The sequence below is a fragment of the Sphingobium indicum B90A genome (assembly GCF_000264945.2).
Classification (GTDB): domain Bacteria; phylum Pseudomonadota; class Alphaproteobacteria; order Sphingomonadales; family Sphingomonadaceae; genus Sphingobium; species Sphingobium indicum.
The window spans coordinates 2,166,078-2,180,036 of sequence record NZ_CP013070.1; the positions used below are offsets into that span (position 1 = coordinate 2,166,078).

At 66.3% G+C, this 13,959-nt stretch carries 17 protein-coding genes; 7 read left to right on the forward strand and 10 right to left on the reverse strand.

All coding sequences use genetic code 11. The annotated features are described in order from the left end of the window. Nucleotides 1–11: 11 nt before the first annotated feature. Genes folD through SIDU_RS10545 form a run of 3 tightly spaced genes read left to right on the forward strand, consistent with a single transcriptional unit; the run spans nucleotide 12 to nucleotide 2,190 of the window. Entirely contained in the window at nucleotides 12–905 is an 894-nt protein-coding gene (gene folD, locus SIDU_RS10535; protein WP_007688566.1) for a bifunctional methylenetetrahydrofolate dehydrogenase/methenyltetrahydrofolate cyclohydrolase FolD, read from the forward strand. Beyond that, nucleotides 902–1,576, forward strand: a complete 675-nt coding sequence (locus SIDU_RS10540) for a Cif family virulence factor (RefSeq protein ID WP_007688565.1) — start codon at nucleotides 902–904, stop codon at nucleotides 1,574–1,576. The genes folD and SIDU_RS10540 overlap by 4 nt, the downstream gene beginning before the upstream one ends. Next, a complete protein-coding gene (locus SIDU_RS10545; protein WP_007688564.1) occupies nucleotides 1,573–2,190 on the forward strand; it encodes a MarC family protein in 618 nt (205 codons plus the stop codon). The genes SIDU_RS10540 and SIDU_RS10545 overlap by 4 nt, the downstream gene beginning before the upstream one ends. 103 nt (nucleotides 2,191–2,293) lie before the next feature. On the opposite strand, the gene SIDU_RS10550 is transcribed toward SIDU_RS10545, so the two are convergent. From SIDU_RS10550 to coxB, 10 genes are all read right to left on the reverse strand, one after another. Next, nucleotides 2,294–3,163 (reverse strand): class I SAM-dependent methyltransferase, encoded by an 870-nt coding sequence (locus SIDU_RS10550; RefSeq protein ID WP_007688563.1) that lies wholly within the window; start codon nucleotides 3,161–3,163, stop codon nucleotides 2,294–2,296. A 1-nt stretch (nucleotide 3,164) separates the two neighbouring features. Next, nucleotides 3,165–4,565, reverse strand: coding sequence for a threonine synthase (gene thrC / locus SIDU_RS10555; protein WP_007688562.1), 1,401 nt, complete (start codon nucleotides 4,563–4,565; stop codon nucleotides 3,165–3,167). A 42-nt stretch (nucleotides 4,566–4,607) separates the two neighbouring features. Further along, the gene (locus tag SIDU_RS10560) at nucleotides 4,608–5,234 is read right to left on the reverse strand and encodes an SURF1 family protein (RefSeq protein ID WP_007688561.1); all 627 of its coding nucleotides are present in this window, start codon (nucleotides 5,232–5,234) and stop codon (nucleotides 4,608–4,610) included. Then, nucleotides 5,231–5,641, reverse strand: coding sequence for a DUF983 domain-containing protein (locus SIDU_RS10565; protein ID WP_025771396.1), 411 nt, complete (start codon nucleotides 5,639–5,641; stop codon nucleotides 5,231–5,233). Before SIDU_RS10565 ends, SIDU_RS10560 begins: the two co-directional genes overlap by 4 nt. Nucleotides 5,642–5,713: 72 nt before the next feature. Continuing rightward, nucleotides 5,714–6,544 (reverse strand): cytochrome c oxidase subunit 3, encoded by an 831-nt coding sequence (locus SIDU_RS10570; protein ID WP_007688559.1) that lies wholly within the window; start codon nucleotides 6,542–6,544, stop codon nucleotides 5,714–5,716. Nucleotides 6,545–6,580: 36 nt separating this feature from the next. Continuing rightward, nucleotides 6,581–7,156: a cytochrome c oxidase assembly protein gene (locus SIDU_RS10575; RefSeq protein ID WP_007688557.1), complete on the reverse strand. Its 576-nt coding sequence runs from the start codon at nucleotides 7,154–7,156 to the stop codon at nucleotides 6,581–6,583. After that, the gene (locus SIDU_RS20235) at nucleotides 7,156–7,287 is read right to left on the reverse strand and encodes a hypothetical protein (protein ID WP_007688554.1); all 132 of its coding nucleotides are present in this window, start codon (nucleotides 7,285–7,287) and stop codon (nucleotides 7,156–7,158) included. The genes SIDU_RS10575 and SIDU_RS20235 overlap by 1 nt, the downstream gene beginning before the upstream one ends. Continuing rightward, nucleotides 7,284–8,204: a heme o synthase gene (locus SIDU_RS10580; RefSeq protein WP_007688552.1), complete on the reverse strand. Its 921-nt coding sequence runs from the start codon at nucleotides 8,202–8,204 to the stop codon at nucleotides 7,284–7,286. The genes SIDU_RS20235 and SIDU_RS10580 overlap by 4 nt, the downstream gene beginning before the upstream one ends. Nucleotides 8,205–8,321: 117 nt before the next feature. Further along, nucleotides 8,322–9,989 (reverse strand): cytochrome c oxidase subunit I, encoded by a 1,668-nt coding sequence (gene ctaD, locus SIDU_RS10585; RefSeq protein ID WP_007688550.1) that lies wholly within the window; start codon nucleotides 9,987–9,989, stop codon nucleotides 8,322–8,324. Between the two features lie 18 nt (nucleotides 9,990–10,007). Continuing rightward, nucleotides 10,008–11,021 carry a cytochrome c oxidase subunit II gene (gene coxB, locus SIDU_RS10590; RefSeq protein ID WP_007688548.1) on the reverse strand — a complete coding sequence of 338 codons (1,014 nt, stop codon included), beginning with the start codon at nucleotides 11,019–11,021 and terminating at the stop codon, nucleotides 10,008–10,010. A 290-nt stretch (nucleotides 11,022–11,311) separates the two neighbouring features. Here coxB and pyrE point away from each other — a divergent pair, with 290 nt between their 5' ends. The 4 genes from pyrE to lepB are packed head-to-tail and all read left to right on the forward strand — an operon-like array spanning nucleotide 11,312 to nucleotide 13,957. Beyond that, nucleotides 11,312–11,893, forward strand: coding sequence for an orotate phosphoribosyltransferase (gene pyrE / locus SIDU_RS10595; RefSeq protein ID WP_020819365.1), 582 nt, complete (start codon nucleotides 11,312–11,314; stop codon nucleotides 11,891–11,893). Nucleotides 11,894–11,896: 3 nt separating this feature from the next. Then, nucleotides 11,897–12,634 carry a pyridoxine 5'-phosphate synthase gene (locus SIDU_RS10600; RefSeq protein ID WP_007686507.1) on the forward strand — a complete coding sequence of 246 codons (738 nt, stop codon included), beginning with the start codon at nucleotides 11,897–11,899 and terminating at the stop codon, nucleotides 12,632–12,634. After that, nucleotides 12,631–13,032 carry a holo-ACP synthase gene (gene acpS, locus SIDU_RS10605; RefSeq protein WP_007686508.1) on the forward strand — a complete coding sequence of 134 codons (402 nt, stop codon included), beginning with the start codon at nucleotides 12,631–12,633 and terminating at the stop codon, nucleotides 13,030–13,032. Before SIDU_RS10600 ends, acpS begins: the two co-directional genes overlap by 4 nt. Nucleotides 13,033–13,063: 31 nt before the next feature. Then, nucleotides 13,064–13,957 carry a signal peptidase I gene (lepB, locus tag SIDU_RS10610; protein WP_007686510.1) on the forward strand — a complete coding sequence of 298 codons (894 nt, stop codon included), beginning with the start codon at nucleotides 13,064–13,066 and terminating at the stop codon, nucleotides 13,955–13,957. Nucleotides 13,958–13,959 lie beyond the last annotated feature (2 nt).

Here is a 13,959-nt window from a genome sequence, read left to right on the forward strand (position 1 = left end):
GGTGAAGCATCATGACCATCGGCAAGATCATCGACGGCAAGGCCTTTGCGGAGACGCTTCGCGGCAAGGTCGCGGACGGGGTCGGCGCCTTCATCGCCAAGACCGGGCGCAAGCCGGGGCTGGCCGTGGTGCTGGTCGGCGAAGATCCGGCCAGTTCCGTCTACGTCCGCAACAAGGGCAAGATGACCGTCGCCGCGGGCATGGAGAGCATGGAGTTCAAGCTGCCCGCCTCCATAGGCGAGGAGGAATTGCTGGACCTGGTCGAGGAACTGAATGCCGACGAGCGGGTGGACGGCATCCTGGTCCAGTTGCCCCTGCCGCCGCACATCAACGAGGCGTCGGTGATCGGCACGATCGATCCCGCCAAGGATGTGGATGGGTTCCATGTCGTCAATTCGGGCCTGCTCGCCACCGGGCAGGAGGCGATGGTGCCCTGCACGCCGCTGGGCTGCATCATGCTGCTGAAGGATGAGCTGGGCGACCTTTCGGGGCTGGAAGCCGTGGTGGTCGGCCGCTCCAACATCGTGGGCAAGCCGATGGCGCAATTGCTGCTGGCGGAAAATTGCACGGTCACCATCGCGCACAGCCGCACGCGGGACATTGCCTCGGTCGTGCATCGCGCCGACATCGTCGTCGCCGCCGTGGGCCGGGCGGAGATGGTGAAGGGCGAATGGATCAAGCCGGGCGCGACCGTGATCGACGTCGGCATCAACCGCGTCACCGATACGGAGGACGGCAAGAGCCGGATCGTCGGCGACGTCGCCACGGCCGAAGCGCTGGCGCATGTCCGCGCCATCACCCCGGTGCCGGGCGGCGTCGGGCCGATGACCATCGCCGTCCTGCTGCGCAATACGCTGGTGGCGGCGCATGCGCGGGCCGGACTGCCCAGGCCGGAGGGGCTGTGAAGGCGCGCGCCGCGCTTCTTGCCCTGACATTGCCGGCGCTGGTGGGCGCACGCCCGCCCATGCGTTATCAGCCCGACCCCAGTTCCGTGTTCGCCGCCGAACTCGCCTTCAACCGGCTGGCGCAGCAGAAGGGGCAATGGACCGCCTTCCGCGAAACCGCTGCGGACGAGGCCGTCATGTTCGTGCCGCAGCGGGTCCTGGCGAAGCAATGGCTGAAGGGGCGGGCCGACCCCCCTGCCCCGGTAAGCTGGACGCCGTCGGCCATCTATGTGTCCTGCGACGGCAATCTGGCGGCCAGCACCGGCGGCTGGAAGCGGCCGGACGGATCGGTCGGCTATTTCACCACCATCTGGCAGCGGGACAGGAAGGGCGAGTGGAAGTGGATCATGGACCATGGCGACACGCTCGCCAGCGCCCGTGAAGCGCCCGAATTCCTCATCGGCAAGGTCGCGACCTGCAAGCGCCCCCGCGCAGGAGAGGCCCCGCGCCCCGCCAGCCCTCCGCCGGGCCGCAAAGCGGCAAAGGGCGAGATGCAGACGGCTCCCCGCGACGAAAGCCTGAGCTGGAACGCAGAGGCCGCAGCCGACGGCAGCCGCCGCGTGACCGTGCGCATGTGGAATGGGACCGACTATGAAACCGTGATCGACGACAGGGTGGCCGCGGCGCCATGACGGAACTGTTCATCTCCGCCTTCGTCACCCTGTTCGTGGTGATCGATCCGCCGGGCTGCGCGCCGATCTATGCCAGCCTCACCACCGGCGCGACGCAAGTCCAGCGGCGCAGCATGGCGATCCGCGCCGTGGCCATCGCGGCCGGAATCCTGCTGCTGTTCGCGCTCTGGGGCAAGCAGTTGCTGGGCACTCTGGGGATCGAACTGGACAGCTTCCGCATCGCGGGCGGAATCATGCTGTTCATCATCGCCATGGACATGGTGTTCGAAAAGCGCACCCAGCGGCGCGAAGACCGGGCGCAGAAGATCGCGGAGACGCCCGAGGTGGAGGATGTGTCGGTCTTCCCCATGGCGATGCCGATGATCGCCGGACCGGGTTCGATCGCCACGGTGATGCTGCTGATGTCGCGGGCGGAAGGGCTGAGCGAACGGCTGGTGGTGATCGGCGCCGTGGTCGTGACGCTGGTGCTGATGTTGGCGTCGCTGCTGGCCGCTGGGCCGATCATGGCGCTGCTCGGCGCCAAGATCGAGGCGGTAATCACGCGGCTGCTGGGTGTCCTGCTGGCGGCTCTGGCCGCGCAATTCGTGATCGACGGGCTGAAGGCCAGTTTCTAGAGCGCACCGCGTTAATCGGGCGCGGGCAGGAGCCCGGTTGACACGTCTGAACCGCGCAGACGGAACAAACTTCAGCCGCCCGTCGCCACCTGACAGAATGGACTTAGCGGCTCCACCGGGCCCAGATCGCGGTGGGCAGCATCAATCCGCGCGCCTCTTCGCGCACCGCCAGTTCGCCCGCTTCCACGGTGCCCGGCAGATCGGCAAAGGCCTGGCGCAGCAATTCCCCGATGGCCAGCGCCGACATGCGGACGGCATAGACAGTCAAGAACAGGAAGCGGCTGTCCGCATCCAGCAATTGGCGGCAATGCGCGATCAGTCCCGGCAGATCCTCTTCCAGCCGCCAGACCTCGCCATCGGGACCACGCCCATATTTGGGGGGGTCGAGCAATATGCCGTCATAGCGCCGGCCGCGCCGCACCTCCCGCGCCACGAACTTGGCCGCGTCGTCGACGATCCAGCGGACCGGGCGATCCTCCAGCCCCGACAGCGCCGCATTGGCCCGCGCCTGCGCCACCGACTTCTTGGAAGCGTCGACATGCACCATCTGCGCGCCCGCCGCCGCCATCGCCAGCGTGCCGACGCCGGTATAGCCAAACAGGTTCATGACCTGCGCCTGGTCCTTGTCCGCGATCCTGCCGCGCATCCAGTCCCAGACCGGCGCCATGTCGGGAAAGAAGCCCAGATGGCGGAAGGGCGTGCAACTGGCCTGGAACGTCACCTCTTGCCAGTGCAGCGGCCAGCCTTCGGCCGGGACGGGCCGTTCGTAGAACCAGCGCCCGCCGCCTTCCTCGTCGGAACCGGGGATGAATTCGCCGTCGGCCTGCCAGTCGTCCTGCGCGGGCGCCCACATGGCCTGCGGCTCCGGCCGGATGAAGCGGTAGCGGCCATAGCGTTCCAGCTTCCGTCCATGGCCCGAATCGATCAGGCCGTAATCGGACCAGGGTTCGCCGGGAAGGGTCTGGAGGTTCACCTCAGCCCCTCGGCGTCGCCCGCTCCGCGACATAGGCGGTGACCGCTTCGAAGGTGCCGGGCAGCTTGGCATAGGCCTCTTCCCGCGCGAACAGGTCGCCCACGCGCGAAGGCAGAGACGGGCGGATGCCGGTAGCCCGCTCGACCGCCGTGGGGAATTTCGCCGCATGCGCCGTCGCCAGCGTGACCACGGGCACCGCCGGATCGAGGTCGATCGAGCGCGCCGCCGCCAGGCCGATGGCGCTGTGCGGATCGATCACCTGCCCCGCCGCGTCATAGGCCCAGCGCATCGCCATGGTCATGGCGTCGGCATCGACCCGCGCCGAGGTGAACAGCGCGGACGCGCCATCCCGCTGCGCATTGGTGAGGCGCATCGCCTTGCTGGCTTCAAAGCCCTTCATCTGTTCGGCGAGCGCCTTGCCGTCGCGGCCGCCCGCGTCGAACAGCAGCCGTTCGAAGTTCGAACTGACCTGGATGTCCATGCTGGGGGTCGCGGTCGCCACCACCTGGCCCTGGCTATAGTCGCCCTCCGCCAAGGCGCGGTGGAGGATGTCGTTGACGTTGGTCGCGACCATCAGCTTCGCGACGGGCAGGCCCATCTTCGCCGCGACATAGCCTGCGAACACGTCGCCGAAATTGCCGGTGGGGACGGAAAAGGCGATGGCCCGGTCCGGCGCGCCCAGGCGCACGGCGGCGTAGAAATAATAGACGACCTGCGCCATCAGCCGCGCCCAGTTGATGCTGTTCACCGCCGACAGGTTGAAGCGGCGCGCGAAATCGGCGTCGTTGAACATCGCCTTCACCAGCGCCTGCGCGTCGTCGAAGCTGCCGTCGATGGCGATATTATGGACATTGGGCGCGAGCACGGTGGTCATCTGGCGGCGCTGCACGTCGGACACGCGGCCGTCGGGATGCAGCATGAAGATGTCGATCTTCTCTCGCCCCGCCACTGCGTCGATGGCCGCCGACCCGGTGTCGCCGGACGTCGCGCCGACGATGGTCAGATGATCGTCCCGCCGCGACAGGAAGCGTTCAAACAACTGGCCGAGCAGTTGCAACGCCACATCCTTGAACGCCAGGGTCGGCCCGTGGAACAGTTCCAGCAGCCAGTGCCGATCGTCGAGCTGCACCAGCGGCGTCACCGCGTCGTGGCTGAACCGGCCATAGGCGGCGGCGCACAATTCGCGCAGTTCCTCTTCGCCCAGCGATCCGGCGACGAAGGGCGTCATGACCCGCACCGCCGTTTCGACATAGGACAGGCCCGAAAGCGCGCGAATCTGGTCGGCGGAGAAGCTGGGCCAGCTTTCCGGCACATAGAGTCCGCCATCGGACGCCAGCCCGGCCAGCGTCACATCCTCGAACCCGAGCGCGGGCGCGCTTCCCCTGGTGCTCACATAGTGCATGGGGGTAGCCCGGTAGCGCTCGACGCGCCTTCGGGCAAGCATTTAAGGTCGCGGCGTCCGTCTGCGCAGCGCGAGCAGGTAGATGACCATCGCGACGGCGGCGAAGAAGAACCATTGCCCGGCATAGGCCAGATGGTTGTTGGGCACGTCGGCGGCGGTGGGCGGCGCCAGCGGCTTGAGGCCCGGCACCGGCTCCCCGGCGATCAGCATGGGGCGGAGCGGCATGGCCTGGCCGCCGATGCGCGACAGAAGGGATCGGTGATCGGGTTCCTCCCCTATCCAGCCGCGCATCTGGCCGCCCTGCCATTGGGGCCTTGCGTCAGGCGTCTTCGCGACGCCCGCCGCGACCAGCACGCCGGGACCCTCCGCGCCGGTCGCGCATTCGGCGATGTAGCGGTAGCCGACCGATCCGTCAGCGGCGCGCCCGGCTTCGCTGCGCCAGTGGACCACGCGCAGGCAATGGGCGGAGGAGCGGCGGAAAAGAAGTTCGGGCGGCACCGGCGGATGGGCCGGGAAAGCGACGGGCGGCTTGGCCGGATTGGCGGCAACCAAGGCCAGCGTCGCTTCCTTTTCGGCGCGGCGCTGGAGTTGCCAGACGCCGAGGCCGATCATGACCAGCACCGCCGCCGCGACGATCAGCGTGGGGATGAGGGGCAGGCGGCGGCTCATGCTTCGCGGTCCCTTGCGATCAGGCGGCCCTCGCGCGCCTTGTTGCGATATTCCAGGATCAGCAGCGCGCCCTTCGCCACGCGCAGGCTGCCCATCACCGCCGCCACGGTCAGCGGCGTCCAGAGCAGCAGGTGCAGCCAGAGCGGCGGATGGGCCTTCAGTTCCAATATCAGCGCCATCGCCACCATCAGCGCGCCGATGATCAGCGTCAGGAAGGCGGCGGGGCCGTCGCCGACATTGAACTGGCCATAGTCCAACCCGCAGGAACGGCAGGCGGCAGCAAAGCGGACCGGGCCGGAAAACAGCGTGGGCGCGCCGCATTGCGGGCAGGCGCCTGCCATCGCGCCGATCAGCAAGGGCTGCGGCGCGGGCGGATGAGGATCGGGGGCCGACATGGCGTCAGGCATAATGCCCGCCGCCCAAAAAGAAAACGGCCGGAACAGGTCCGGCCGTTATTCGTGCACTCATTGGTGGGAGGATCAGCCGCCGTGGACCGGCGCGCCCCAGCCGCCCCAGACATAGATAGCGACGAAGAGGAACAGCCACACCACGTCGACGAAATGCCAGTACCAGGCGGCGGCTTCGAAGCCGAAATGCTGGCGCGGGGTGAAATCGCCCCGATGCGCGCGGATCAGGTTCACGATCAGGAAGATCGTGCCCACCAGCACGTGGAAGCCGTGGAAGCCGGTCGCCATGTAGAAGGCCGAGCTGTAGGGGCTGCCGCCGAAGGGGAAAGGCGCATGGGCATATTCATAGGCCTGGATCGCGGAGAAGAGCGCGCCCAGGATGACCGTCAGCGTCAGCCCCTTCTTCAGCCCGTCGCGGTCGCCATGGATCAGGGCGTGGTGCGCCCAGGTCACGGTCGTGCCGGAGCAGAGCAGGATCAGCGTGTTGAGCAACGGCAGTTCAAAGGCGTTCATCACCTCTATGCCCTTCGAGGGGAACATCCCCTCGATCGGCGCCAACTGGCTGGGGAAGAGCGAGAAGTCGAAGAAGGACCAGAACCAGCCCACGAAGAACATGACTTCCGATGCGATGAACAGGATCATGCCGTAGCGCAGGTGGAGCTGCACCACCGGCGTATGGTCGCCGGCATGCGCCTCCGTAATGACATTGGCCCACCAGCTATACATGGTGAACAGCACGCCCGCGAGGCCGATCAGGAAAACCCAGCCGCCGCCGGCCGGCGTGGCGTCCGGATGCATCCACATGATCGCGCCGAAAGCCATGACCAGCACCGACATGGAGCCGAAAAAGGGCCAGATGCTGGGCGGAAGAATATGATAATCGTGGTTCTTGGCGCCTGCCATGACGTTTCTCATCCCCGTTCGCGTTATGATTGTGCCTTAGCTTGGCTTTTTATCCTGCTCAACAGGATAGAAGGTGTAGCTCAGCGTGATTTCCTGCGTGTCCTTATTGTCGGCATCCGTCAATATCTTCGGATCGACATAATAGATCACCGGCATGCGCACCTGCTCCCCCGGCCGTAGCGTTTGCTGGGTGAAACAGAAGCACTGGATCTTGGTGAAATAGGCGCCCGCCTGGGATGGCGTGACGTTGAAGGTGGCGGTGCCCGTGACCGGCCGGTCCGACAGGTTCTTCGCGACGAAGATCGCCATGTTCCGGGCGCCGACCGTCACCGTCTGGGTGTGGCGTTCCGGGTGGAACTGCCACGGCATGCCCGGCGTCACGTTGGAATCGAAGCGGATCGACATGCGATGCCCCGCCGCTTCTGCAACCTGCACATCGGCGTCAGCCCGCTGCGTGGTGCCGCCGAATCCGGTCCGCTCGCAGAAGATGCGGTAGAGCGGAACCGAGGCGAAACCCAGGCCCAGCATGGCAAGGCCCACGCCCGCCATGCCGATCATCGTCCGCCGGTTGCGGCGATCCCGGTCGAAGGGCGAAGGAGGAAGGCTGGCCATCACTGTCCCCCACCGATCTTGGCGATGGTGATCGCGTAGAAAAGGATGACCAGCGCGCCCAGCAGCACCCCCGTCACGATGGCGCGGGATTTCTGCCGCGTCCGGACCTGCCTGTCTTCGTCGGGAGTCATGCGAACACCCAGCGGTCGACCACGACCGCGCCGAAGAGGAGGAAGAGATAGAGGATCGAATATTTGAACAGCCGCCGTTCGGGCGCCATGCGGGCGGGGTCGCTTTCCCGCCGCCGCAGCACCTGGAAGGCCATGGCGACGAACAGCGCCGTGCCCAGCAGGGCCGTCGTGCCGTAGATCGGGCCGGTCAGGCGCAGCAGCACCGGCGCCATGGCGGCGACCGCCATGATCGCGGTGTAGAACCAGATCTGGCGGCGGGTCGCGACCTCGCCGGAGACGACCGGCAGCATGGGGATGCCCGCCGCCGCATAATCGGTCTTCACGAACAGGGCCAGCGCCCAGAAATGGGGCGGCGTCCAGAAGAAGATCAGCATGAACAGCGCGACCGGCAGCGCGCCGATGTCGCCCGTCACCGCCGCCCAGCCGATGACCGGGGGGAAAGCGCCCGCCGCGCCGCCGATGACGATGTTCTGCGCGGTCCGGGGCTTGAGCCAGATGGTGTAGACGAAGACGTAGAAGAGGATCGACACCGCCAGCACGGCCGCCGCCAGCCAGTTGGTCGCGACGCCCATCAGCAGCACGGAGAAGAAGGACAGGCCGACGCCGAAATGCAGCGCGGATTGCCGGTCCATCCGGCCCGCGGGCAGCGGGCGGTTGGCCGTGCGCTTCATCTTCGCGTCGATGTCCGCCTCATACCATTGGTTGAGCGCGGCCGCCGCGCCCGCGCCGAGCGCGATGCAGAGAATCGCCGTGAAGGCCAGCACCGGATGGATATGCCCCGGCGCCGCGAGCAGACCGCACAGCCCGGTAAAGACGACCAGCGTCATCACCCTGGGCTTGGTCAGCGCGACAAAGTCCCGCCAATGCGCGGGAATCACGGGAAGCGGACCTTCGGACATGAACGGCGAACTTGCCATAGTCTCCTCATGCGGCATCCCGGCGCGGCGACCGTGCCGGGATTGCCTGATTCCAGGAACTGGCGGCCTTTACGCCAATCCCGGCGTTCCGGCAAACCGGAACGCCCCCGGCTGCGGTCAGTCGATGACCGGCAGCGTTTCGAACTGGTGGAAGGGCGGCGGGCTGGACAGGGTCCATTCCAGCGTGGTGGCGCCTTCGCCCCAGGGATTGCCCTCCGCCTTCTTGCCCGCGGCCAGCGACCAGATGAGGTTGACGAAGAAGATCAGCATGCCGGCGGCCATGATCTCATAGCCGTGGCTGGCAAACTTGTTCCAATAGGCGAACGCCTCCGGATAGTCGGGATAGCGGCGCGGCATGCCCGACAGGCCCAGGAAGTGCATCGGGAAGAACAGCATGTTCACGCCGACGAAGAACACCCAGAAGTGCAGATGGCCGAGGAATTCGTTGTACATCCGGCCCGACATCTTCGGGAACCAGTAGTAGAAGCCCGCGAACAGGCCGAACACCGCGCCCAGCGAGAGCACATAGTGGAAGTGCGCGACGACATAATAAGTGTCGTGCAGCACGTCGTCGACGCCGCCATTGGCCAGCACCACGCCGGTGACGCCGCCCACGGTGAACAGGAAGATGAAGCCCAGCGCCCAGACCATCGGGGTCTTGTAGCTGATCGAGCCGCCCCAGATCGTCGCGATCCAGGAGAAGATCTTGATGCCGGTCGGCACCGCGATCACCATGGTGGCGGCGGTGAAGTACATTTTCACGTTCACCGACATGCCGGTGGTGAACATGTGGTGCGCCCAGACGACGAAGCCGACCACGCCGATCGCGACCATGGCGTAGGCCATGCCGAGATAGCCGAACACGGGCTTGCGGCTGAAGGTCGAGACGATCTGGCTGATGATGCCGAAGCCCGGCAGGATCATGATGTACACTTCGGGATGGCCGAAGAACCAGAAGAGATGCTGGTACAGTTCGGGATCGCCGCCGCCGGCCGCATCATAGAAGGTGGTGCCGAAATTGCGGTCGGTCAGCAGCATGGTGATCGCCGCGGCGAGCACGGGAAGCGCGAGCAGCAGCAGGAAGGCGGTGACCAGCACCGACCAGACGAACAGCGGCATCTTGTGCAGGGTCATGCCCGGCGCGCGCATGTTGAGGATGGTGGTGATGAAGTTGATCGCGCCCAGGATCGAGCTGACGCCCGCGACGTGGAGCGACAGGATCGCCATGTCCACCGCCGGACCCGCCGAACCGCTGGTCGAGAGCGGGGCATAGACCGTCCAGCCGGTGCCAGCACCGTTGCCGGTGCCGCCGGGCACGAAGGTCGAGCCGAGCAGCAGGACGAAGGCGGGGATGAGCAGCCAGAAGCTGATATTGTTCATCCGCGGGAAGGCCATGTCCGGCGCGCCGATCATGATCGGCACGAACCAGTTGCCGAAGCCGCCGATCATCGCGGGCATCACCATGAAGAAGACCATGATGAGGCCGTGGGCGGTGATCAGCACGTTCCAGAGGTGATAGGCCTGGTCCAGCGTCGCTTCGGGACCGTCGCTGAACTGCGCCCAGGTCTGGAGATACTGGATGCCCGGCTGCGCCAGTTCGGCGCGCATCAGACCGGAAATCGCGCCGCCGATGATGCCGGCGATGATCGCGAAGATCAGGTAGAGGGTGCCGATATCCTTGTGGTTGGTCGACATGAACCAACGCTGGAAGAAGGCCGGCTTGTGGTCGGCGTCATGATGATCATGAGCATGATCGCCGTGATGATCTGCGGTAATGGTGGTCATGGCGTCTATGCCCTTACATCAAAGCTTGGCGGCAGGAGCGGCGGCGGGCGCGGCAGCTTCGGCCGTGGTCGCGGCGGCGGCGCCCTTCAGCGTGCCGCCCTGCGACAGGAGCCACTGGTCGAACTGCGCGGGTTCCAGAGCCTCGATCGCGATCGGCATGAAGCCGTGGCGCGCGCCGCACAATTCCGAACACTGGCCGTAATAGACGCCCGGCTTCTCGATGGTGAAGCTCTTTTCATTGAGGCGGCCCGGCACCGCGTCCATCTTCACCCAGAGGGAGGGGACCGCGAAGCTGTGGATGACGTCGGCGCCGGTGATGATCAGCTTGATCGGGCGGCCGACCGGCAGGACCAGGCGATTGTCGGGAGCGAGCAGATAGGGCTCGCCGTTCGCCTCCGCCTTGTCCTTGGGCAGCATGTTGGAAACGAATTCCGGGATGCCGTTGTCGGGATATTCATAGCCCCAATACCACTGATAGCCGGTAACCTTGACGGTCAGCGCATCCTTCGGCGCGGGCTTGTACTGGTCGGCGAGCAGGCCGATGGAGGGAACCGCAATGGCCAGCAGGATCACCACCGGCACCACGGTCCAGATCACCTCTATCACCGTGTTGTGCGAGGTCTTGGACGGCGTCGGATTGGCGCTGCGACGGAAGCGGACCATCACGTAGAGCATCAGGATCAGCACGAAGATCGAGATGATGGTGATGATCGGCAGCAGCATCACGTCATGCAGCCAGCGTGCGGTGTGCCCGGTGGGCGAAAACTGCTTCTGGAGGGTGATTTCACCCGGCATGGGCATGCCGATGCCCGGCGTCGGCTTCATCCGGGGCGGCGCGGCCACCTTCGCGGCGGGCGCGGCTTCCGCGGCGGGAGCCGCTGCATTGCCGGCCGAATCAGCGGCCACAGCTTCATTCCCGGCAGCCGGAGCCGCAACCGCGGCATTGTCCTGGGCCAGCGCCGGACCGTTCATGGCGAGCGTCGGCGCAAAGGCCAACAACCCGGCGAGAACGAGCGATTTCACCTTGTTCATAAGCGTCTTCTTACCCCGTAACCCCTTGGCGCCGCGGCAACGAAGACGCACGCATACACGTCCCCCCCGCCCGTATCGGTCTGCCGCGGCTTATAAGCATCTTTTGTAACGCCTCAAGGTTCCACAACCAGATTTTCTTCGCTGTTGCAACGCCTAGTTGGTGAGCCTATCTCGCTCCCCGCGCGCAACCGCGCAAACATGGGGCGAGATCATGGGGCGACCCATGACGGGAAAGGCGCGCCGCATCGCGCATGAAGCGGGCGGCACGGGCGAATGGATCGAAGACAAGAATGACCGACGAGGAAGTATTGGCGGAATTCAGGGCTGCGGGCGCGTTGCTGGAGGGGCATTTCATCCTGTCCTCCGGCCGCCGCAGCGCCAACTACCTGCAATGCGCGCGCGTGCTGATGAACGCGGAACGCGCCGGACGGCTGGCCCGCGCCACCGTGCAGAAGCTGCCGCGCGAATTGCGGCAGGAAATCGACCTGGTGGTATCCCCGGCGATGGGGGGACTCATCATCGGCCATGAAATCGGCCGCGCGCTGGACAAGGACGCCGTGTTCCTGGAGCGGCCGGAGGGCAGGTTCGAACTGCGCCGCGGCTTTTCCATCGCGCCGGGACAAAAGGTGCTGATGGTGGAGGACGTCGTCACCACCGGCCTGTCCTCCCGCCAGGCGATAGAGGCGGTCGCGGCGGAAGGCGGCATCGTCATAGCGGAAGCCGCGCTGGTGGACCGTTCCGCCGGAGAGGTGGAGCTGGGCGTGCCCTTCTACCCGCTCGTCAGCATCAACTTCCCGGTCTATGACGCCGACCAGATCCCGCCCGAACTGGCGGCGATCCCGGCGATCAAGCCCGGCAGCCGGAAGCAGTAGCCCATGTCCCGAACCCCCGCTCATCTGCGCCTGGGCGTCAACATCGATCATGTGGCGACCATCCGCAACGCGCGCGGGGGAACGCATCCCGACCCGGTCAAGGCCGCGCTGCTGGCGGCCAAGGCGGGCGCCGACGGCATCACCGCCCATCTGCGCGAGGACCGGCGGCATATCCGGGACGAGGACATCGCCACGCTGATGGCGGCGCTGACGGTGCCGCTGAACCTGGAGATGGCGGCGACGCAGGAAATGCTGGGCATCGCGCTGCGGCATCGGCCGCATGCCGCCTGCATCGTGCCGGAAAAGCGGGAGGAGCGGACCACCGAAGGCGGGCTGGACGCCGCCGGGCAGATCGACGCTCTCCACCCGATCGTCGACGCGCTGGGCAAGGCGGGCGTGCGCGTCAGCCTGTTCATCGAGCCCGACGCCGCGCAGATCGAGGCGGCCATGCGCCTGGGCGCGCCGGTGGTAGAACTGCACACCGGCCGCTACGCGCATCTGGAAGGGTCCGAACGGGCGGAGGAATTGCGGCGGCTGGCCGACGCCGCCGCGCTGGCGGCGAAGAACGGCATCGAACCCCATGCCGGCCATGGCCTGACCTTCGACAATGTCGGGCCGGTCGCGGCGATCCCGCAGATCGCCGAACTCAATATCGGGCATTTCCTGATCGGGGAGGCGATCTTCGGCGGGCTGGAGAGCAGCATCCGCGAAATGCGCCGCCAGATGGACCTGGCGCGTTGATCGTCGGCCTGGGTTCCGACCTCTGCAATATCGAGCGAATCGAGAATTCGCTCGACCGTTTCGGCGAGCGGTTCGAGAATCGCGTGTTCACCGATGTGGAACGGGCCAAGGCCAACCGCCGTCCCTTCACCAAGGCGGGCACGCTTGCCAAGCGCTTCGCCGCCAAGGAGGCGTTTTCGAAGGCCGTCGGCACCGGGTTCAAGCAGGGCGTGTTCATGAAGGACATCGGCGTCGTCAATGGCCCCAGCGGCGCGCCGACGCTGCATTTGACGGGCGGAGCGCTGGCCCGGCTGGAATCGCTGGTTCCCGCGGGGCACCGGCCGGTCGTTCACTTGACGCTCACCGACGATCATCCATGGGCGCAGGCCTTTGTGATTATCGAAGCCCTGCCGTTATAAGCGTCGCACCTCTCCAGCCGGAAATCCTCCCATGACGGCAGCCGACATGACCGAAAACGATTCCGCCTCATCCGAACAGCCCGGCAGCCCGGCTTCCGAACCGGAAAAGACGCCGGTGAACTGGTGGCAGGAGGTTAAAAGCATCACCCTGCTGATCCTGGCGGTGCTGGCCTTCCACAGCTTCGTCGCCAAGCCCTTCTACATCCCCAGCGAATCGATGATGCCGGTGCTGCTGAAGGGCGACCGGCTGGTGGTGAGCAAATATCCCTATGGCTGGTCCTACGTGTCCCCCAGCTTCCATCCGCTGCCCTTTCTGAAAGGGCGGATTTTCGGGCGCCTGCCGGAACGCGGCGACATCGTCATCGTCTCGCCCCAGAACAAGCGGGAGGATTATATCAAGCGGGTCATCGGCCTGCCCGGCGACATAGTGGAGGTGCGCGGCGGCCAGGTCGTGCTGAACGGCGTGCCGGTGCGGCAAAGGGTGCTGAAGCCCATCCGCATCCCCGTCGACGGCAACGCCCCCTGCCCACCCATGCAGTTCCCCGGCGCGCTGGTGACGGACGCGAGCGGCAGAAGCTGGTGCGAACTGCCGGTGCGGCAGGAGGTGCTGCCCAACGGCAAAAGCTATGTCACCATCGACATGGGGCCGAGCACGCTGGACTGGTACGGGCCGGTGCGGGTTCCGGCGGACCATGTCTTCCTGATGGGCGACAATCGGGACAACAGCGCGGACAGCCGCGCGCCGCTGGAGGAAAACGGGTTGGGCGGGCCGGTGCCGTGGGAAGCGATCGGCGGCCGGGCTGAGTTCATCACCTTCTCGCTGGACGGCGATTCGTCCTGGAACCCGCTAAGCTGGCTCCATGCCTTCCGCGCTGGCCGCGCGGGGAACAGCCTGCGCCCGGCGAGCGTTACCCCGCCGAAATAAGC

Bases quoted from the DNA above. Each gene is read 5' to 3' on its own strand.
- SIDU_RS10565 (WP_025771396.1), bottom strand. From the start codon at position 5,641: ATGCCTGACGCCATGTCGGCCCCCGATCCTCATCCGCCCGCGCCGCAG.
- SIDU_RS10600 (WP_007686507.1), top strand. From the start codon at position 11,897: ATGTCCCGAACCCCCGCTCATCTGCGCCTGGGCGTCAACATCGATCAT.
- SIDU_RS10575 (WP_007688557.1), bottom strand. From the start codon at position 7,156: ATGGCCAGCCTTCCTCCTTCGCCCTTCGACCGGGATCGCCGCAACCGG.
- coxB (WP_007688548.1), bottom strand. From the start codon at position 11,021: ATGAACAAGGTGAAATCGCTCGTTCTCGCCGGGTTGTTGGCCTTTGCG.
- pyrE (WP_020819365.1), top strand. From the start codon at position 11,312: ATGACCGACGAGGAAGTATTGGCGGAATTCAGGGCTGCGGGCGCGTTG.
- folD (WP_007688566.1), top strand. From the start codon at position 12: ATGACCATCGGCAAGATCATCGACGGCAAGGCCTTTGCGGAGACGCTT.
- ctaD (WP_007688550.1), bottom strand. From the start codon at position 9,989: ATGACCACCATTACCGCAGATCATCACGGCGATCATGCTCATGATCAT.
- SIDU_RS10570 (WP_007688559.1), bottom strand. From the start codon at position 6,544: ATGGCAGGCGCCAAGAACCACGATTATCATATTCTTCCGCCCAGCATC.
- lepB (WP_007686510.1), top strand. From the start codon at position 13,064: ATGACGGCAGCCGACATGACCGAAAACGATTCCGCCTCATCCGAACAG.
- SIDU_RS10560 (WP_007688561.1), bottom strand. From the start codon at position 5,234: ATGAGCCGCCGCCTGCCCCTCATCCCCACGCTGATCGTCGCGGCGGCG.
- SIDU_RS10545 (WP_007688564.1), top strand. From the start codon at position 1,573: ATGACGGAACTGTTCATCTCCGCCTTCGTCACCCTGTTCGTGGTGATC.
- SIDU_RS10580 (WP_007688552.1), bottom strand. From the start codon at position 8,204: ATGGCAAGTTCGCCGTTCATGTCCGAAGGTCCGCTTCCCGTGATTCCC.
- thrC (WP_007688562.1), bottom strand. From the start codon at position 4,565: ATGCACTATGTGAGCACCAGGGGAAGCGCGCCCGCGCTCGGGTTCGAG.
- SIDU_RS20235 (WP_007688554.1), bottom strand. From the start codon at position 7,287: ATGACTCCCGACGAAGACAGGCAGGTCCGGACGCGGCAGAAATCCCGC.